The organism is Dokdonella sp. (genome assembly GCF_035703485.1).
GTDB lineage: Bacteria > Pseudomonadota > Gammaproteobacteria > Xanthomonadales > Rhodanobacteraceae > Dokdonella.
Map to the genome: position 1 here is coordinate 13,307 of NZ_DASSYD010000144.1, position 18,832 is coordinate 32,138.

19 protein-coding genes and 1 pseudogene are annotated in these 18,832 nt (G+C 58.7%); 8 read left to right on the top strand and 12 right to left on the bottom strand.

From position 1 onward, the window contains the following. Positions 1–3 precede the first annotated feature (3 nt). A complete protein-coding gene (locus tag VFN25_RS11385) occupies positions 4–1,305 on the top strand; it encodes a TIGR03862 family flavoprotein (protein WP_325141967.1) in 1,302 nt (433 codons plus the stop codon). Here VFN25_RS11385 and VFN25_RS11390 read toward each other — a convergent pair. Next, positions 1,232–2,038, bottom strand: a complete 807-nt coding sequence (locus VFN25_RS11390) for a pseudouridine synthase (RefSeq protein WP_414648942.1) — start codon at positions 2,036–2,038, stop codon at positions 1,232–1,234. The two genes, VFN25_RS11385 and VFN25_RS11390, sit on opposite strands and share 74 nt — an antisense overlap. A gap of 75 nt (positions 2,039–2,113) precedes the next feature. On the opposite strand from VFN25_RS11390, the gene VFN25_RS11395 reads away from it, so the two are divergent. Both VFN25_RS11395 and VFN25_RS11400 read left to right on the top strand, forming a co-directional pair. Continuing rightward, the gene (locus VFN25_RS11395) at positions 2,114–3,271 is read left to right on the top strand and encodes a hypothetical protein (RefSeq protein WP_325141972.1); all 1,158 of its coding nucleotides are present in this window, start codon (positions 2,114–2,116) and stop codon (positions 3,269–3,271) included. Beyond that, on the top strand, positions 3,272–3,859 hold the full coding sequence (locus VFN25_RS11400; RefSeq protein ID WP_325141974.1) for a hypothetical protein: 588 nt from the start codon (positions 3,272–3,274) through the stop codon (positions 3,857–3,859). It begins immediately after the preceding gene. A 279-nt stretch (positions 3,860–4,138) separates the two neighbouring features. Here VFN25_RS11400 and VFN25_RS11405 read toward each other — a convergent pair whose 3' ends face one another. Beyond that, the gene (locus tag VFN25_RS11405) at positions 4,139–4,609 is read right to left on the bottom strand and encodes a DUF1456 family protein (RefSeq protein ID WP_325141976.1); all 471 of its coding nucleotides are present in this window, start codon (positions 4,607–4,609) and stop codon (positions 4,139–4,141) included. A gap of 244 nt (positions 4,610–4,853) precedes the next feature. Here VFN25_RS11405 and VFN25_RS11410 point away from each other — a divergent pair, with 244 nt between their 5' ends. Continuing rightward, entirely contained in the window at positions 4,854–6,584 is a 1,731-nt protein-coding gene (locus tag VFN25_RS11410) for an N-acyl-D-amino-acid deacylase family protein (protein ID WP_325141979.1), read from the top strand. A gap of 38 nt (positions 6,585–6,622) precedes the next feature. Here VFN25_RS11410 and VFN25_RS11415 read toward each other — a convergent pair whose 3' ends face one another. Further along, the gene (locus VFN25_RS11415; RefSeq protein WP_325141982.1) at positions 6,623–7,339 is read right to left on the bottom strand and encodes a histidine phosphatase family protein; all 717 of its coding nucleotides are present in this window, start codon (positions 7,337–7,339) and stop codon (positions 6,623–6,625) included. A 201-nt stretch (positions 7,340–7,540) separates the two neighbouring features. Between VFN25_RS11415 and VFN25_RS11420 the strand changes: the two genes are divergently transcribed. Further along, complete coding sequence (locus VFN25_RS11420) at positions 7,541–9,508, top strand: TonB-dependent receptor (RefSeq protein ID WP_325141984.1); 1,968 nt, start codon at positions 7,541–7,543, stop codon at positions 9,506–9,508. A 173-nt stretch (positions 9,509–9,681) separates the two neighbouring features. Continuing rightward, on the top strand, positions 9,682–10,695 hold the full coding sequence (locus tag VFN25_RS11425) for an NADP-dependent oxidoreductase (protein WP_325141985.1): 1,014 nt from the start codon (positions 9,682–9,684) through the stop codon (positions 10,693–10,695). Positions 10,696–10,719: 24 nt separating this feature from the next. Here the strand turns inward: VFN25_RS11425 and VFN25_RS11430 are convergent, their stop codons facing one another. Further along, positions 10,720–11,418, bottom strand: a complete 699-nt coding sequence (locus VFN25_RS11430) for a hypothetical protein (RefSeq protein ID WP_325141986.1) — start codon at positions 11,416–11,418, stop codon at positions 10,720–10,722. Between the two features lie 181 nt (positions 11,419–11,599). Here VFN25_RS11430 and VFN25_RS11435 point away from each other — a divergent pair, with 181 nt between their 5' ends. Beyond that, positions 11,600–12,964, top strand: coding sequence for an MFS transporter (locus tag VFN25_RS11435; protein ID WP_325141987.1), 1,365 nt, complete (start codon positions 11,600–11,602; stop codon positions 12,962–12,964). Between the two features lie 44 nt (positions 12,965–13,008). Here the strand turns inward: VFN25_RS11435 and VFN25_RS11440 are convergent, their stop codons facing one another. The 6 genes and pseudogenes from VFN25_RS11440 to VFN25_RS11460 form a co-directional block, all read right to left on the bottom strand. After that, positions 13,009–13,431: a DUF2752 domain-containing protein gene (locus VFN25_RS11440; protein ID WP_325141989.1), complete on the bottom strand. Its 423-nt coding sequence runs from the start codon at positions 13,429–13,431 to the stop codon at positions 13,009–13,011. Next, entirely contained in the window at positions 13,431–13,700 is a 270-nt protein-coding gene (locus tag VFN25_RS11445) for a CD225/dispanin family protein (protein WP_325141991.1), read from the bottom strand. The genes VFN25_RS11440 and VFN25_RS11445 overlap by 1 nt, the downstream gene beginning before the upstream one ends. 39 nt (positions 13,701–13,739) lie before the next feature. After that, positions 13,740–13,802: pseudogene (locus tag VFN25_RS16830) on the bottom strand (zinc-ribbon domain-containing protein); the annotation flags it as partial. Positions 13,803–13,880: 78 nt separating this feature from the next. Then, on the bottom strand, positions 13,881–14,222 hold the full coding sequence (locus VFN25_RS11450; RefSeq protein WP_325141993.1) for a zinc ribbon domain-containing protein YjdM: 342 nt from the start codon (positions 14,220–14,222) through the stop codon (positions 13,881–13,883). A gap of 287 nt (positions 14,223–14,509) precedes the next feature. Then, on the bottom strand, positions 14,510–15,295 hold the full coding sequence (locus tag VFN25_RS11455; protein WP_325141996.1) for a hypothetical protein: 786 nt from the start codon (positions 15,293–15,295) through the stop codon (positions 14,510–14,512). Positions 15,296–15,416: 121 nt separating this feature from the next. Further along, positions 15,417–16,556, bottom strand: coding sequence for a PQQ-dependent sugar dehydrogenase (locus VFN25_RS11460; RefSeq protein WP_325141998.1), 1,140 nt, complete (start codon positions 16,554–16,556; stop codon positions 15,417–15,419). 117 nt (positions 16,557–16,673) lie between these two features. On the opposite strand from VFN25_RS11460, the gene VFN25_RS16835 reads away from it, so the two are divergent. Beyond that, positions 16,674–16,853, top strand: coding sequence for a sulfotransferase (locus VFN25_RS16835; RefSeq protein WP_414648945.1), 180 nt, complete (start codon positions 16,674–16,676; stop codon positions 16,851–16,853). Positions 16,854–17,005: 152 nt separating this feature from the next. Here the strand turns inward: VFN25_RS16835 and VFN25_RS11465 are convergent, their stop codons facing one another. Next, positions 17,006–17,737 carry a zinc-dependent peptidase gene (locus VFN25_RS11465; RefSeq protein ID WP_414648947.1) on the bottom strand — a complete coding sequence of 244 codons (732 nt, stop codon included), beginning with the start codon at positions 17,735–17,737 and terminating at the stop codon, positions 17,006–17,008. A 150-nt stretch (positions 17,738–17,887) separates the two neighbouring features. Beyond that, positions 17,888–18,766, bottom strand: a complete 879-nt coding sequence (locus VFN25_RS11470) for a formate/nitrite transporter family protein (RefSeq protein ID WP_325142002.1) — start codon at positions 18,764–18,766, stop codon at positions 17,888–17,890. Between the last annotated feature and the right edge of the window lie 66 nt (positions 18,767–18,832).

Sequence of the window (18,832 nt, forward strand, 5' to 3'; positions counted from 1 at the left end):
GCGATGAGTTCGATACCAGAGAATCGCATCGTCGTTATCGGCGGCGGGCCGGCAGGATTGATGGCCGCCGAGACCGCCAATGCGGCTGGCATGAGCGTCGATATCTACGAGCGCATGGGCTCGGTCGGGCGCAAGTTCCTGATTGCCGGCAAGGGCGGACTCAATCTGACCCACTCCGAGCCGCGTGATGCTTTCGTTACCCGATTTGGCTCAAGGCAGAACGAGGTCGCACGCTGGCTCGATCAGTTCGACCCGGATGTGCTACGCAAGTGGGCCGCGGAATTGGGTATCGATACCTTCGTCGGCAGTTCCGGACGAGTATTCCCGAAAGATCTCAAGGCCGCACCACTGCTGCGCGGCTGGGTGCGCCGCTTGCGCGCAAGTGGCGTTCGCTTCCATGTCCATCATCGCTGGTTGGGCTGGAACGATGCCGGAACGTTGCGTTTCTCGACTCAATCCGGGGATGTCAACGTCGCTGCAGATGCGCTGATTCTGGCGCTTGGCGGCGGCAGTTGGTCGATCCTCGGCTCGGACGGTTCGTGGCAAGAGACGCTGAGGGAACGTGGAATCGAGGTCGCGCCATTGAAACCGGCCAATTGTGGATTCGATGTCGACTGGACGCCATTCCTGCGCGAGCAACACGCTGGAGCGCCGATCAAACCGGTCGCGATCCAGACCTCCGCTGCCGGGCAGAGTTCGCGTCAGGGTGAGTTCGTTCTGACTCGGGATGGCGTCGAAGGCAGTCTGATTTATGCGCTTTCAGCCGAGCTTCGCGAGGCGATCGACGCACAGGGATTAACCACGATCCGCCTTGATCTCGCTCCCGATCGCGACCTCGATCGGCTGATTCGTGACCTGTCACGACCGCGCGGCAAACGGTCGATGGCCAAGCATCTGCATCGCAACGCAGGCCTCGAAGGCGCCAAGGTGGCCTTGTTGCATGAAGTCTGCGAGCGCGAGGCTTTCCATGACGCTACGCGGCTGGCCAACGCGATCAAGGCGCTGCCTTTGCGCCTGCTGCGCGCGCGACCCATCGATGAGACGATCAGCTCAGCCGGTGGCGTTCGTCTTGAAGCGCTCGATCATCAGCTCATGGTCAACGCCCTGCCCGGCATTTTCTGTGCAGGCGAGATGCTCGACTGGGAAGCACCGACTGGCGGCTATCTGCTGAGCGCGAGCTTCGCCAGTGGACGCATTGCCGGCGCGGGGGCCGCCAGCTGGCTCAGGGCGACTACCACTCGGTGCGATTCGGCAGCAGGCCACGCAGTTCCGCATCCGTCAGATTCCGCCACTGGCCAACCTTGAGCGTGCCGAGTTTGATATTGACGATGCGCACACGGCGCAATTGTTTGACCCGATAGCCGAACGCGCTCGCCATCAGGCGAATCTGCCGGTTGAGGCCCTGGGTCAACACGATGCGAAATCCATAGCGGGCAAGACGCTGGGTTCGGCATGGCTTGGTCATCTGTCCGTGCACGCGGACACCACGCGACATGCCGGTGAGGAACTCTTCGGTCACCGCCTTGGTGACGCCGACCAGATATTCCTTCTCGTGATTGTTCTCCGAGCGCAGCAACTCGTTGACGATATCGCCATTGCTGGTCAACAGGATCAAGCCTTCCGAATCCTTGTCGAGCCGACCAATCGGAAAGATGCGCTGCTGATGGTCAACGAAGTCGACGATGTTGCCCTTCACCGTATGCTCGGTGGTGCAAGTAATGCCGGCCGGTTTGAACAAGGCGATATAGACATGCTTGCGCACACCGGAAGCCGCCGAGCGCACGCGCAAACGTTGCCCCTCGACCATCACCTCGTCACCTGGCGCATAGGTATCGCCAATCCGCGCAAGCTGGCCATTCAGCATCACCTTGCGCGAAGCGATCAACCGATCCGCCTCGCGTCGCGAACAAAGGCCTGAGTCACTGATGTACTTGTTCAATCGCATGGATGGCGCATCACCTGATCGTCGAGCGCGCCATTGTATGGGTATGCGAGCTTGAGGTGATCGGGTTGTGCGCGATCGCGCAGCGACAAGCATGGACGTGTGCGGTCAACTTCGTCATTCTTGGCTGAGATGGGGGCGCGCCATTCGGCAGTGGAGACAACGGATCCAATGAGCAAGATCACCAGAAGCATCATCGCGACGACGCTATGTCTGTTGCCATTTCAGGCCATGTCCGCAGAGCCTTCTGCCGATGTGCTCAGGCACGGCTCCTATCCCTGGAACTATGAAGGCAAGCTGCCACGCGCACCGCGCCCGGCGTTGATCGCAGGTGCCTGCACCAGCGCAACGCCGACGCCACGTGTGCTTCTGGCCGGTGACAGCTGGGCCCAGTACATGTGGGATGATGATGCCCACAACATCATCTTCGACAAATTCGGCATGGCCGATCACCTCGCCATCAGCCAATCGCTGGGTACCAATCCCGGCGCGGGCTATCGCGGATCGGAGTATGCGATTTCCGGCAGCGAGGCGCGTGAGTGGGTCGATACCGCGAATTATCCGTGGATCGCCAATGTCGTGGCCAAGCTGCAGGCCGAACCGAGCATCGACACGGTCATGCTCAGCATCGGCGGCAATGATGTGCTGGCTGGCAAGTCGGGTGGTGGCTGGTACAAGGATATGGATCTCGACGGCGCGGGATCTGAGGACACCTTTTTCACCCGCCTGCTTGCCGACAGTACGACCATCGCCAACGCAATCACCTCAACGCGCCCTCAGGTCGATGTGCTGCTGTCCAGCTACGAGTATCCGAACTTCAACACCGGTGCCTTGTGTCTCCTCTACGCCTGCCCGAAGCGCCGCGACCTCAGCCGTGATCCGGGCAGCAACCTGATCACTGATGCTGAACTCAACGCGATGATGTTGAATATCGAATCACGTCGCATCGCCTGGACGAATGCCAATCCGCGCTTGCACTTCGATCATGGTATCGGCGAGATGCACTACTACTACGGTGACGGAATTTCGGCAGCGGGTGTCCTGCCGCGTCCGGGTCAGCAAGCACTCGACTATCTGCCGTTTCCCGCGGGCAACCCGGATCAACCCAGTCTGCGTGAGAACTTCCGCAACATCGCCGATCCCATCCATCTTGATGCGGAGGGCTATCGCTACAAGGTTTCCGTACAAACCGAAACCACCTTCTTTCCGAAATTTCGCGGTGATGTTTCGCTGACTCTGGCGTCACTGGGCGGCAACCTTGATGGCTGGAGCGACGGCGTCAATGCGGGCAATGACCACATCATTCTCGGCGACGACGGTACCCGATGATTGACGCACGGCATCGTCAGTTTCGATACCAGCGCGATTCCGCCTGGCGAGACGATCGAATCGGCGAGCCTGTACCTGGTTCAAGACACACGCAGCGGCAGCAATCCGTTTGTCGACGGAAATCTCGGAACCCCGCGACTCGATATCGCGGCGAGCTTCGGCTTGCCCGAGATCGAGCCTGGCGATGCCAGTGCGCCAGCCGAGGTCAGCGATGCGGGCTGTTTCGTTGGATCGGCCGACGAGCGCTACTACGCCTTGCGCATCGACCTGACTTCAGCCGCCATCGCCGCCATTCGACGCGACGGCATCACCCAGTTCCGCATGCAATTTTCGAACACGGACAGCGGCATCGATGAGGTCGGGTTCGACACCGGTGACGCGCTGCCGTTCAGTGCCCCGGAATTGCGTCCCACGCGAACCGAAGTCAGCGAGCGACAAGCCGATGGCAGCGTGATCACACGTTCCGTAAACGGCACGGTCCTGGTTCATCGCGGCATTGCGGAAATTCTCGGTAGCGCAAAACCGATCCTCGATATCCGCTTTCTGGATCGGATCTTCAAGGATGGTTTTGATCCCGCGACCCGATAGGAAAAAGCGTGACTCAACTCAAGCCATTCGTCCCCGAATCGTAGTTCAGGGCCGGCTCCAAGCTTGCCGAAGGACGCACCCACACAACCTCAAAACCGTTCGTCCTGAGCTTGTCAAAGGATGAACTCACGCTACAGGACGGCTGAGGCGAACTTCCGTCCATGGTTCGACAGGCTCACCACGAACGGAAGTTGGTGAGAATTCCCCACGGCTCAGCGCCGTTCGCCGACTGATCGAGCCCGTGACAGATTCCGAGTTTGTTGAAAGGTGTTTCAACAATCAATCGCCACGCAAGCGTAGCGTCAGTCCCTTCAGAAAGTTGCGCAAAATCTGGTCACCGCAGGCTCGGTAGTGCTTGTGGCCCGGCTGCCGGAACAAGGCGGACAATTCCGGTTTGGACAGCGGAAATCCGGCTTCGCCAAAGATCGCATGCATGTCGACGTCCTTGAGCTCGAACGCAATGCGCAGCTTCTTCAACACCAGATTGTTGGTGATGCGACTTTCGACTGGCCGCGCCGGCTGGTCTTCATTCCTGCCCCGGTTGTGGACCACGAGACCATCGAGAAAACAGGCGAGCACGCGATCGCTGCAATTGAGATATTCCTCGTCGTCTTCCTTTTTCAGGAGTCGCTGTACGCCATCCTTGTCGATGGCCAGTTCGGCATCGGCCAATCGGGCCAACTCGGCAACCCGGGTGTCGCTGAGGTCGAGCATGTAGCGGATGCTGCGCAGAATGTCGTTGTTGGTCACGTGGATTGGGTCACTTTTGCGTAGTGGGAGAAGCATTCGATTGGCTTCGCTGAAGGCGATCACGCAGACAGGTGTCGTGACGATTGCGCCACTTGATCCGCGTTGCCTTGAGCATAAAATCCATCGGCCAAGATACCATCAGCGGGGCCGCGTACATCTTTCCGGATCAATGCGGAATGTGGTGCTGATTTTGGTCAGGACAATTGGCTCCTCTCTGCCTGCGTCAATCAATGGAGATTCAACCATGCGCGACTCCTTCAGGCTTGCCATCGGCTCGGTCATTATTGTCGCATTGGCCGGTTGTTCCTCGCCGCCTTTGCCGGAACCCCTGCCCCACTACGATCTGATTGTCCGTAACGGCGCAGTGTATGACGGCAGCGGCGCAGCCGTCAGGCAACTCGACGTTGCTGTCAACGATGGCCGGATCGCTGCGCTGCTCCCGCGCGGCACGCAAGTTGATGCGAGCAATGAACTGGATGCTCACGGCCAGGCGGTCGCACCCGGCTTCATCAACGCACTGAGCTGGGCCAACGAGTCTTTGATTGCTGATCCGCGCAGCATGAGCGACATCAAGCAAGGCGTGACTCTCGAACTTTTTGGCGAAGGCTGGTCGATGGGGCCATTGAACGACGCAATGAAGGCCGATGCGCTGAAGCAACAGGGTGACATCCGGTTTCCGATCGAATGGACCAGCCTTGGCGGCTATCTCGACTCCATGCAGAAGCGCGGCATCACACCAAATATCGCTTCCTTCGTTGGCGCAACCACGATTCGCATTCACGAACTTGGCGAAGACAATGTTGCACCGAGCCCACAACAGCTGGCTCGAATGCAGGATCTCGTGCGCGAGGCCATGAAGGAAGGTGCGCTGGGAGTTGGCGCATCACTGATCTATCCACCGGCATTCTTTGCCAAAACGGATGAACTAATCGCCTTGGCTCGCGCCGCTGCAGAGTCCGGTGGTGGCTATGTCGCGCACATGCGCAGCGAAGCGGATCGACTGCCACTAGCGCTTGAGGAGACGATCAGCATTGGCCGTGCGACGGGTCAGCACGTCGAGGCCTACCACCTCAAGGCAGCCGGCCAACGCAACTGGGCAAAGATGGCGCAAGCGATCGCTACCATCGACGCCGCACGTGCCGAAGGCATCGACATTGGCGCAAACATGTATGCCTACACCGCAGGTGCCACTGGCCTGACTGCGGCGCTGCCGCCCTGGGTCCAGGCCGGTGGTCAGGAGACCATGATGGCAAGGCTCAAGGATCCGGAAATCCGCCAGCGCGTGATTGCCGAAATGAAAGATCCCAACGCCGATTGGGAAAATCTGCGCTTGCTCGCCGGCTCGGACACCCAGGTCCTTTTCATCGGCTTTCGCAGCGAGGCCTTGAAGCCCTTGATCGGCAAGACCCTGGCTGAGGTCGCAGTTCAACGTGGCAGATCCGCGGAGGACACCGCGATCGATCTGATCATCGAGGATGATTCACGAGTGGATACCGCCTACTTCCTGATGAGCGAGGAGAACGTGGAACTCGGTCTGTCGCAACCGTGGACCAGCCTCGGTTCCGATGCCGAATCCTCGGCGCCGGAGGGCGTATTCCTGAAGTCGAGCACGCATCCGCGCGCCTATGGCAATGTGGCGCGCTTCCTCGGCCACTACGTCCGTGACAGGAAACTCATGTCACTCGAAGAAGGCGTGCATCGACTCACTGGCCTGCCCGCGCACAACTGGAAGTTGCGTGATCGTGGCTGCCTCGCGGTCGGTTGCCATGCCGATATCGTGATCTTTGATCCGGCCACGATCATTGACCACGCCACCTATGAGTCACCGATGCAATACGCCAGCGGGGTCAGCAATGTCTTCGTCAACGGTGTGCAGGTTCTGCGCAATGGCGAACACACCGGCGCAACACCTGGCCAGGTCGTGCGCGGTCCGGGATGGAGCGGCTGGGACGATGCCGCGATGCAGGCTCAATAGTTCCAAGCCGGATTGGCCGCTTGACTGGCTCTTGAAGGTCAATCTGATTCTGGCTGCGCAACCGGCAATTCGGGAATCTCCAGACTGCGTTTTTCGTCACCGGTTGCGCCCGTCAGCATGTTTGCCGGCATGTATCCCGAATCGCCCACGTTGATCACCTTGAAACGTCCATCGGCCTCGACGCGGATCCGCGTGATGCTGGCGTGATGGACTGACATCTCCAGCCAGGCACGGGTATCGACACCAAGCGCTCGCGTGGTCAGATAGCGGATCACATTGCCATGGCAGACATACATCTCGGTGCGTTCCGCGCCCTGTGCAGGGATGAAATGCGTATCGAACAGGCGATCGAGTTGCTTTTTGCACGCGGCCAGTTCTTCGGGCTTGTCATCCTTGGTGATTTCGGTGCGGCGAGTCGGTGGCGTGCACTCCTCCAGATCAGCGAGCACGCTGAATGTGCGACCCGGGAAATTCTCGCCAATGATCGCGGCGGTATCACGGGCGCGTTGCAACGGACTGGCGTAGAGCGCATCGAAGTGCGCAGGCATCGCGGCCAGACGCGCGCCAGCCAGATAGGCCTGGGCAACACCAAGCGGCGAAAGTCCGGGACCGAGTTTCGGATCAGCGGCCGGATCCGACACGTAATTTCCATGCCGAACAAGAACAATATTGCGCGCCGAGGTTGCGGGGGCTTCGGCGGCTTGAACAACCGCGGCGAAGGTGAGGAATAGCAAGCCAATTAGTGTTTTGTTCATTACCCGAGTATCGCCGAAAACCGCTCTTGAAGCCCAGTCAGACGGCAATCAGTCTTCCTCCCGCAGGTAACACTTTTGTCCGAACTCATTCCCGGGGCTGATTGAGATCCCGTCTACAGACCTATATTGACGATTGCCGCGGCCCTCTAAACTGGCCGACTGCTCGCATCTATTCCGCACGGTATTCCAGAGGAACGCTCCATGTCTCGAGTCATCCAGCGCAGAGCGCTCGCTGCAGCGATCAATTTCGCTGCAATTTCGACTCCATTTGCTCTCGCCAATGAAACCAAGCTGGCAACGGACGGTGAGTCCGGGCAGGATCGGAAAAGCTCGAGCGTCGCGGTCTCGAATAAAGTCAGCGATTCCGACACGCCGTGGATGACCGATGCCATCCGCGTCACTGCGCGTGGTACGGCCAACGATTGGCCATCGGCGCTGGCCACCGATGTTGTCACCTATCAGGAAGCCGTGGCCGCGCCGTCCGATTTCCAGGATCTGATCACTCAGGTTCCCGGTGTTACCGCGACCGGGCAGAACGGGATTTTCGAGACCTTCTCGATTCGCGGCAGCGGTGCCAACGGCATCCTGATCCTGGTCGGTGGCATGCCGATTACGGCCCAGCGTCGCGCTGGCGTGCCGGTAGCATTTGTCGAACCTACCCTGCTCGGCGACATCAATGTGACGCGCGGGCCGGCCGTGGTCCATTTCGGTGCGGGAGCGCTCGGTGGTGCGGTATCGATCGAGCCACGCTGGTTCGATTCAGCCTTTATCGAATCGGGCTACTCGACTTCGGGCAACGAAGCGTTGCTTGCCGGTGGCATGGGTTCAGAGCACTTCTCGTTGGCCGTCGCTCGCCATCAAGCCGGCGACAGCGAGGCTCCCGATGGCACGCCATTGAACACAAGCTACAAGCGAGATAGCGCGTCCTTGCAATATCGCAACAAACTCGGCGATTTTGATTTTGATGTCTTGCTCGTGCCCTCGCGTACCGAGAATATCGGCAAGTCCAATTCGCGTTATCCGCAACAGGATACGACCTACCCGGAGGACAGCCACACTCTTGGTCGCTTGCGTCTGCGTCACGCCAACGGTTTCGAAGCGAGACTGCATGCCCACGACCAATATCTGGGCACTCGAAAGCAGCGTCCAGGTCGGCCAGACAGTTTCTCGGCGGTAAGCAGTACCGACATGGGCGGAACGGCGCAACAGACGTTTTCGAACGGCAATCTCACCAGCAACATCGGCGTCGAATACCTCGGTCGACGCAACGTCAACGGCTACGACGCCACTGGCAACGTGCTCGATCGCAACTACAGTCTGCGTGACGGCAGTGAAAATTCCTGGTCCTTGTTTGCCATCGGCGACTGGCGAGTCAGCCAGTTGTTCGCGTTCGAATTCGGTGCGCGTACGTCATCAATCAATCAGCAGCAAGCGGGTGCCCACTCCAGCGACAATGATCAGGCATACACCGTTGGCAGCGTATGGACTCCGAACTCGTGGAGTCGCTGGACCCTCAACCTTGCCTCCGGCTACCGCTTCCCTACCCTTGAGGAACGGTTCTATACCGGTGTTACGGCACAAGGTGAAATCGTTGGCAATCCGAATCTTGGATCCGAACACTCGCAAGGAATCGACCTGGGCTACCTGCTCAACGCGGGCAACTGGAATGGTGAAATCCACATTTGGCGCAATGAGGTGAAGGACCTGATCCAGCTCGTCGACATCAGTCCGGATGTCAATGGATACACGAATGTCGGCAGGGCTAGACTGTACGGCGGCGAAGCCGCAATCAACTGGACACCGACTGGTGAATTCAGCCTGCGTAGCAGCGTCACCGTGGTTCACGGCAGTGACAATACAGGTCAGAAACTTTACGGATTGCCACCCGTTACGGCCAACCTCGAGGCGCGCTATCGTCTGCAGAAGATTACCTTTGGCGCGCGCTACAGCCATCGCTGGGAGGTCAGCAGTCCCGGGTTTGAGGAACTGCCGAGAGATGCAGTGGATATCGTCGATGCCGACGCGCGCTATCGCTTCACGCCATCGTTCAACCTGCAGTTCTATGTGCGCAATCTGTTCGACAAGCAGTACTACGCAACCTCGGACGAGCTCTCGACGTTTGCACCTGAACGCTCGATTGGTGTCAATTTGAACTGGACGTTGCTCTAGCCCGAGCCTCCGAATGGAAATTCTGATGAGTGGAGATCCACCACCTCCGGCTTTCTTTTCAACCGATCACGACACGAGATGGCGTTCCCGGTTATGGTTCGGAGGTCGCCGCGTGCATTGAATGCGCCGCGCGCAGTTTCCCCCTCTGCAATTCCACTCTCCCGGAGAAAACCATGAGCAACACGATCAATCGCCAGTTCAAGCTGGCGAAACGCCCTGTCGGCATGGTCAAGCGCAGCGATTTCGATTTTGTCGAAACGCCGGTGCCGGTCGCCGGCGATGATGAAATCCTGGTCAAAGTCCTGTACCTGTCGCTCGATCCGGCCATGCGCGGCTGGATGAATGAAGGCAAATCGTATATTGCACCTGTTGGCATTGGCGAAGTCATGCGTGCCGGCGCTGCCGGTGTGGTCATCGCCTCGAACCATTCCGACTTCGCCGTCGGCGATCACGTGGTTGGCATGCTCGGCGTGCAGGATTACGCGATCTCGAATGGCAGGGGCCTCAACAAGGTCGACCCGAAGCTCGCCCCGTTGCCGGTGTATCTCGGTACGCTCGGCATGCCAGGCATGACCGCCTACTTCGGCATTCTTGATGTCGGCAAGGTGCAGGATGGCGATACCGTGGTCGTCTCGGGTGCCGCTGGCGCGGTCGGCCAGGTGGTCGGCCAGATCGCCAAAATCAAGGGTTGTACCGTGGTCGGTATCGCTGGAGGCGCTGACAAGTGTCGCTACATCACCGACGAACTCGGCTTCGATGCCGCCATCGACTACAAGTCGGAAGACGTCAAGGAAAGTCTCAAGAAGCATTGTCCGAAGGGTATCGATGTCTACTTCGACAATGTCGGCGGCGACATTCTTGATGCTGCCCTCTCGCGCCTCGCCATGCACGCGCGCATCGTCATCTGCGGCGCGATCTCGCAATACAACAATACCGAGGCGGTTACCGGGCCGAGCAATTATCTTTCCCTGCTGGTCAATCGCGCATCGATGACCGGCATGGTCGTGTTCGACTACGCGGCGCGCTACTCCGAAGCGGCCAACGTGATGGCCAGCTGGATGCATCAAGGCAAGCTGAAAACCCGCGAAGACATTGTCGAAGGCCTCGAAACCTTCCCGGAAACCCTACTCAAGCTGTTCAAGGGCGAGAACACCGGCAAGCTCGTGCTCAAGGTAGCCGACGCCTGATCGAAACGATCGGGCGACGATTCGTCATCCGGCAAGGCTGTTGAGCAGGAAAGCAAGCACGACACCAATCGCGGCAGCAACGCCGGCAACGTAGTTGTCTTCCTTGAAGGCGAGCGGGAAAACCTCGGTCGCCAGCGAACCGATCACGGCGCCACCGGCGAAGCAGCGGATATAGGCGAGCAGATCCCTGGACACACCTTCGAGGAGGAGGTTTCCAAGAATCGCCGCGACTGACAGCAACAACGCGGTCATCGTCCACAAAAAGAATACCTGGGCTTTCGAACGCTTGTTCTTGATCATCTGCCTGGCACCGCCCGCGGCCTCAGGCAGATTGGAAAGCAGGATCGATCCCGATAGCGCAGCGACCGACATCGGTCCGGCACCGATCAGGGCGACGCCGAGGGCGAGATTCTCCGGGATGCCATCGATCGTGATCGCCGCCAGAAGACCACCTCCGCTGTCACCTCCCCACTTCTTCTTGACCAGCCAGTCGAGCACACTGAATACGATCGCCCCGGCGAGCACAACGGCAAGTGCGACCAGCATGTTCGCCTCACGGGTCGCCGGCTCAATCAACTCAAGAACTGTCGATACAAGTAGCGAACCGCCGGCTACAGCGACGAGGAATCCCTCGGCCTTTTCTGAAAGACCCCAGTAGATTCCCCACGCTGCACCGAAAATCAATGCCGCCGATACGACCACGATCACCAGGAACGTCATCATGACGTCTTGCCCTTTTCCAACTATGTGAAGACACCGAGAATGCGCGTTTTCATCTGAATCAAAACAAACACCGACACGGTGAATTCAGCGTCATGTTCGACCCGCTACGCTGGTCTATCCCATCCAAGGCTGCCATTCGATTGCGCTACTTCGCGATTCGCCCATTTGTCACGATCAACTCATGTCCGAAACCACGACAACCCGACACCGTGCAAAGCCTTCATTGTTCGACCGTGAATTTCGCAGTCTCAGCATCGGCGCGGTAAGCCTTTGCTCGATGATTGCTTTCGAAGCCATCGGCGTAGCGGCAGGGATGCCCGCAGTTGCCTCCGCGCTGGATGGCATGTCCCTCTACGCGCTGGCCTTTGCCGGCACGCTGGCCGGTTCCGTGGTTGCCATGGTCTGGGCTGGTGGCGATTGCGACCGCCATGGGCCGTTTCGTTCGATGGCTCTGGGAATGCTGCTTTTCGCAATCGGCTTGTTGATGGCCGGGCTGGCACATTCAATGCTGCTGCTGGTCGCGGGTCGCATCGTCCAGGGACTCGGCGTCGGTGCGCTGGGTGTGGCCATGTATGTTGCCGCCGCTCGCGCGTTGCCAGCGGAACTTCACCCTCGCCTGTTTGCCCTGTTCTCGTCCGCCTGGGTGGTGCCTGCGATCGTGGGACCGGCGATCTCGGGCTGGATCGTCGAACAGCTCGGCTGGCGCTGGCTGTTTCTCGCGGTTCTCTTGTTGTTGTTGCCGACAGCTGCCCTGATCCTGCCGCCACTTCGCGGTAAAAGCGAACCGATAAGCACCACACGCCAATCCTGGCGGATGTTGCCATGGGCGCTACTGGCCTCGCTCAGCAGCGTGGCCCTCGCGCTCAGCGCCGATGCCGGCATGTGGATGCTGTTGATCGTGCTCGCAGCGGTGCTCGCGATTGTCATTTCGGCGACACGATTGCTGCCTCCCGGAACGCTGCGCATGAATCGGGGATTGCCAACCGTGATTGCCTTGCGTGGACTCAACTCATCCGCTTTTTTCCTCAGTGAAGCCTTCGTTCCCTTGTGGCTGCACCAGCAGCGCGGCTGGTCGATTACCGCCGCTGGTCTGGCCCTGACTGGCGGTGCATTGAGCTGGAGCCTTGGCAGTCATCTGCAGTCGCGCATGATTCGCGAAACAACGCGGCATGGCTGGCTAGCGCGCGGCTGTCTGCTGCTGGTTCTTGGCATTGGCGCATGCATGGCAAGCGTGCTCGGCTTGCTGCCGGAATGGTGCATGCTGATTGGCTGGTCGATCACCGGCCTCGGCATGGGCGTGTCGTTTCCGATGCTTGGCGTGCTCACGCTCAAACTTGCTCCACGTGAGCAACAAGGCATCTACTCGTCCGCCCTGCAACTCAGCTCCGCACTCGCCACCAGCGCCGCACTGGCAGCCGGCGGATTGGCGTTCGCATTGCTTCAGGAATACATGCCGACGCAGGCATTTGTCAGTGTCTACGCGCTCGCCGGCTTGTTTGCAGCGATTGCCTGGGTCAACGCCAAGCGTACCTTGCCTGCTGATTGAACACAGCAGCGATCGATTCGCATGTTGACCCCGGGCAATGTCGACTATCCCGGAGCCAGCCAGACAAACGGCGCCCACGGCAGATTGCGCAAAATGAAAAAGCCAGTGACCAGCGCCAACCACAGGCGTCCATCAGAAATTTTCGCGATCCAAGGCGTACCCGGGCGCGCTGAGTTCCAGAGCATCAGCGGAATCACCGGAATCGCCACCACCGCCAGCGGATTCATGCTCAAGGCGAGCGCCGGCTCGCCATGCAGCAAGGCATGCAGTGCCCGGGTGACGCCACAGCCGGGACAGTAGAGATGAGTCAGCGAATGGAACAGACAAGGTGGCAGGATGCTATCGGCCGCAAACGGGTCGGATAGCATCAAGATGCTGGACATCGCTATACCAAGCACCACCAGCACAATCAGCGGCAACCATTTCTGATCGCGGAAGGGCATCCCGTTGGCAACTTCGCCACGCATCAGTTGCCCAGCGTTATTCCGAGAACAAGTAGTGAGAAGTATCCAAGGATGCCAATCATGAAGAGGCCGAAAGACACCCAACTCCAGGTTGCCGCATTGCGCGCCGAATGTTGCGCACCTTCAATGTCGCCACCGGCAACCTTGCCATCAACTTGCGCCGCATAGACGATGGCGACGATGCCGGTTGGCAGACAACAAAACAAGGTGGCGAGGATTGCCCAGACCAGGTTGTTGTTGATGGTCACACGCTGCGTTGGGCGGGCCGCCATTCCAAGCCCGTACTCCGTTCCAGCAGACGGCAAGGATTCGCCGCAGCGAATGCAATGCATGGACGAATCGGTGTTTTCCTGACCACATTTCGGACAAAACATACGCTGCGCTACCCCGCTTTCAATCGAGCTCGGAACTGATCTTCTACCACGGACACGCTGCAACGATCATCTTGTACATCAAACTTTTTTCAGGAATCCGGACTTCAGCATCATCGCACTGCCGTTGACCTTGCCTTCGACATCGTGATCGCCGTCCACCAGGCGGATGCCTCGCACCTTGGTGCCCTGCTTGATCACCATCGACGAGCCACGCACTTTGAGATCCTTGATCAGGACGACGTCATCGCCATCACTCAGGCGATTGCCGTTTGAATCCCGAATGATGACCGCATCCTCGTCGGCCGACGAATCCTCGGCCTGGATCGGCCACTCGTACGCGCAGTCGGCGCAGATGTAGCTGTCGCCATCGGGATAGGTGTTTTCCATTGAGCAGATTGGACATGGGGGAATTTCGGACATGGATTGTTCCATTGAAAAGAAGTGCGGTGCCACGACCATCCGGAATGGTCCATTCCCGGCAGGTTCCAGCCGCATGCCATCCGTGCAGTGTATGGCACACGGTCCAATCAACGCGCAGCAGACAGGTTTCGCCTAACCGGTTGGTTCTATTGAAGCAGGTGGTATGCAGAAAGTCCTGCAGCCGCACCGCGCGGCTCGTCAAGGCAACCAGCCTTCGCGTCGCCATGCAGCGCGACTGGCGAGCCTTCTGAATGCGATGGCGGTTGCGTCACTTGATCAGCGTTGTCTCAACTATCGAAATCCAGTCCGAACGTGCGCGACATCCTGCAGGTCATGCCTTGCTGGGAAATCGTCGAATCAAGATTGCCTGTAATGCGCCCCTCGTTCTCGACATTCCATCGGAAGTTGATCGTCATCGGAATACCATCCTGCTCGCCTCCAACCGATCCTTTCCAACTGCAATCAGGTTGCAAGGCCATTGTGATGGACGCTTCATCATCGGACATGCCCTCGGCGACGATCGTGTCGCAGCGGTCATTGACATCGAGCGAACCTTTGGAGCGGCTGGCCTTGAGCGGGTGCGTCATTGACATGACCCCGGTGCAAGCCATGCTGCCAGTGTTGTTGACCACGTTCCAACGTCCCTCTCTGGGGCATTTGCAGGCCAGCGAGACCTGTAGCGAAAAAGAGCAAGTGACCGTCTCGTCAGAGTCGACTTCAAAAGTGGCCTTGGCGTTTTGCACACTGCCGGAACTGCGCTGCGCGCTGCCCGGATCGTCACATCTGACTTCGGTCAACTGGTATCCGGCATTGATCAGATTCGGATCGATCAGAGCCAGGGTCGATTCATGTCGACCGATGTCTACCTGCGCACGAATCTCCGTCACGCCATTCTCGTCCAAGCGCATCTGGCCAGCAGGCGTTCCGGCAAAACGCACCATCGCGTCTCGGTAGACTGGCGTCGTGGTAACCCGAACGACAGCAGTGCCCGCCGATTCTGCAATCGCAGAACCACCGCCAAGGAATACCGAGGACAAAACAAGCAAGCCGACATGGATGCTCTTGCAGCTCATCGAGAACCTCCCTGACCAAGTTTGTATCGAGCAAAAACCATAGCACAGGACACCATCGAAGCAACTTCGTGATGTCGATGCAAATGTCGTCGCGGCGACGAAGCCATTGCGGCCAGAAGTTCTACTTTTTGCGGGCGCCTTCAGCCGAATACGTCACCCGATAAACCGCACCGGCCTGATCATCGGAGACGAGCAGCGCGCCATCAGGCATGACCAGGACATCGACCGGGCGCCCCCAGCTCTTCTCATTGGCCATGAAGCCGTCGATCAGAGACTCGTAGCCCAGCACCCTGGTGCCAGCCACGCGCGCCGTCATCACCCGGTAGCCGGATTTCTTCGAACGATTCCACGAGCCATGCTCGGCAATGATTGCCGCACCCTGATACGCCGCTGGAAACATCTTGCCGTCATAGAAGCGGATGCCCAGTGCTGCGACATGGGCGCCAAGCTTGAGTACAGGCGGCGTGTAATCAGCGCAGTCCCTGCCCTTGCCAAACTCCGGATCCAGCGAGTCGCCCTGATGGCAATACGGAAATCCAAAATGCTCGCCCATGCGGCTGACCCTGTTGAGTTCATCGGCGGGCAGATCATCGCCGAGCATGTCGCGCCCGTTGTCGGTGAACCAGAGTTGCTTCGTTGCCGGTTGCCAGTCGAAGCCGACCGTGTTGCGGACGCCGAACGCAACGTCCTCGCGATCGCTGCCATCGGCGTTCATGCGGATGATTTTCGCGTACCCATCCCGATCACAGATATTGCACGGCGCGCCGATTGGCACATACAGCTTTCCATCGGGACCAAACGCGATGAACTTCCAGCCGTGATGAGCCTCTGTCGGCAGATCGGAAACCACGACTTCAGCCTCTGGCGGCTGATCCAGGTGTTTTTCGATATCACGAAAAGCCAGAATTCGGCTGACCGCTGAAACATAGAGGTCACCCTCATGGAAGGCGACACCGACTGGCATCTTCAGTCCCTTCGCAATCACCTGCACTTTTTCGGCACGACCATCCTGATCGGCATCCGTCAACGCATAAACCTTGCCTTCGCCGCGTGAACCGACAAACACCGTGCCATTTGTGCCGATAGCCAACTCACGTGCATTCGGCACATCTGCCGAATAGATCGAAACATGAAAGCCAGTCGGCACCTGCAATCGTTCGATCGGCGGCAAATCTCTTGCGCACGCCGGTGTTGCCAGGGCAGCAAGCAACAGACTGCCGAGCAGATGGAATGAGAAAAGCCTGTGATCTGTCGCGTTCATGGGAAATTCCTTGAGTGAGCGAAGAACGGCCATTATCACCGAAGATCAGCTCGAGTACGGAAATCCGCCGAACCAGTCGACTCAAACTCCTCCAACGATTGACTGATCCGCTTACGCTTGCAGGAAGTCTGGATCGGTCCGAATCCGGTTCCGCTGTTCACTGTCAGCGAAGGCTGGGGTCCGCTGCGCCGTTTCCCGGATGTACCCGAGCCGACCGAGCCCTTCCCCAATCTCAACGACCGCGCCGCCATCAAGAAAGTCATCGTCACATCATCAAGGGCGCATACATCACGCTAGGCATGTATGCCATCGGCATCAGCAGCGTGGTTGGCGGCCTGTGGTGGGCATTGAAATGGCAATCCGGGACGTGTCGCTACGGCTTTTCAGCCGATGAGCAGACGGCTGGTCGAGGCATCAAGGCAGTGATTTCCGCCTTAGGGCAACGCTGATCAAGTGGCAGCCAGCGCAGGTTGCTGGCGATAGAACTGGCATAGCAACCGGTAGACTTCCGGCATCGCTTTCTGCAGATTTTCTGGAGCTTCGAAGAACGATTCGCTGCATACCGCGAAGAACTCAGCTTCGTTGGTAAGCGCATAGTCATCGATTGGCAATGAGCGGCCCTGCTCATCATCGTTGTGCAGCCGCTCCCACGCTGCCGAGAAAATTTCATGCCACTCGCCCGGGCGCATGTCCGGGTGCATGGGAGGCGCGCCGTTGGCACCATCGCGCAGCATGTCGAGCTTGTGCGCCAACTCGTGTACGACCACGTTGCTGGCATGACCGTTACGCGAATGCGCACCGGATTGGCGAACTGAACTCCACGACAGAATCACCGGGCCTCGAAGCCAAGCTTCGCCACTCAGTCCACGCGTACCGGTGTGTACAACGCCATCATCACTTCGATAGGGTTGATCCGAAACGTAGTCTTCCTGGTAGACGATGACGGTCTTGAAATGGTCGTACCAGTCGAGCCCAAGCTTGAGGATGGGAACGCAAGCCATGGTCGCAAGCTTCAGGCACATGGCATCGGTCAACTGAAAGTCGCCGCCTGGAGTAATGATCTTGCGCGCGATAAATCGCAATGCGACGTCGCGTAGCGCTTCACGCTCAGCACCTTGATATCGATTCGCCACCGGCCAATCGGCAATGGCGGATTCCCACTGATCGACGCTGACAGCCATTTTCCTGATGCGTCGATTCTCAAACCAGCTTCTGATCCACATGGCTTCTGTCAACTCTTTCGGTATGTGTCGGGAGCAGCTATCAGCGACCTGGGTGATCGTGATGCCTTTCAAAAAGGTGTCGCAGAGTCCGCAATGCGGCTTTGCCGGTCAATCGTCACTGCGCACCTGAGCGTGACTGATCAGGGCGAAGATTGCGCTGCCGCCGACAAGATTTCCGGCCAGGGTTGGCAGGGCGAACTCGCCAATGTAGCCGATAGATGACATGCGGCCGTCGAAAACGAGGAACAGGATTTCGGTAGAACCGACGATGATGTGGGTGAAGCCACCGATCCCGATCAAGTAGGTCATCAACAGAATGATCATCACTTTCGACGTGCGTGCTGCAGGCAACAGCCAGACCATCGTCGCGATCAACCATCCGGCAACGATGCCTTTGGAGAACATTTGCCAGGGCGTGTTGTGCATGACATCAAGGCCGAGCTTGATGATGCTTTCGCGCACAGGCTCTTCTATGACCTGCATGTGGCCAACACCGTAGGCAAACAGTCCGACCCCGATCAGATTCCCGAGCAGCACGACACCCCAGAGCCTGAGCAATTTGCCGAAGTGTTGCAGACTTGGCACCGTCATCAGCGGCAGCACGGCGGTTATCGTGTTTTCGGTGAAAAGCTGTTGTCGGGCCAGGATCACGATAAGAAAGCCGATCGTGTAGCCCAGATTCTCGACGAGAAACCACCCTGCCGCTTCTGGAAGGTGGGCATTGAGCACAGCGCGAGTGAGCATCGAGAAACCCATCGAAAGCCCCGCTGCCAGCGAAGACCAACCGAGTGCCGAGATCGATCGTTCGAGCTCTTCCTTGCCTTGCTGGCGAATGATCTCGTGCAGCACCTGGACCCGAGGCGGCAAGCTTTCCTCGACGTCGCGCTTTTCTTCTCGCGACAATGCGAATGACTCATGCGTCGCCGCGTCTTGCCCCTCGATGGATGACTTCCTGCTTTTCTTGCCGGTGCGAGATTTGCTGGACATGGAGTTTCCGGATAATGCGCGGGAACGCTACCGGCACCATACGCATGCGCTATGAACCGGGGCAGA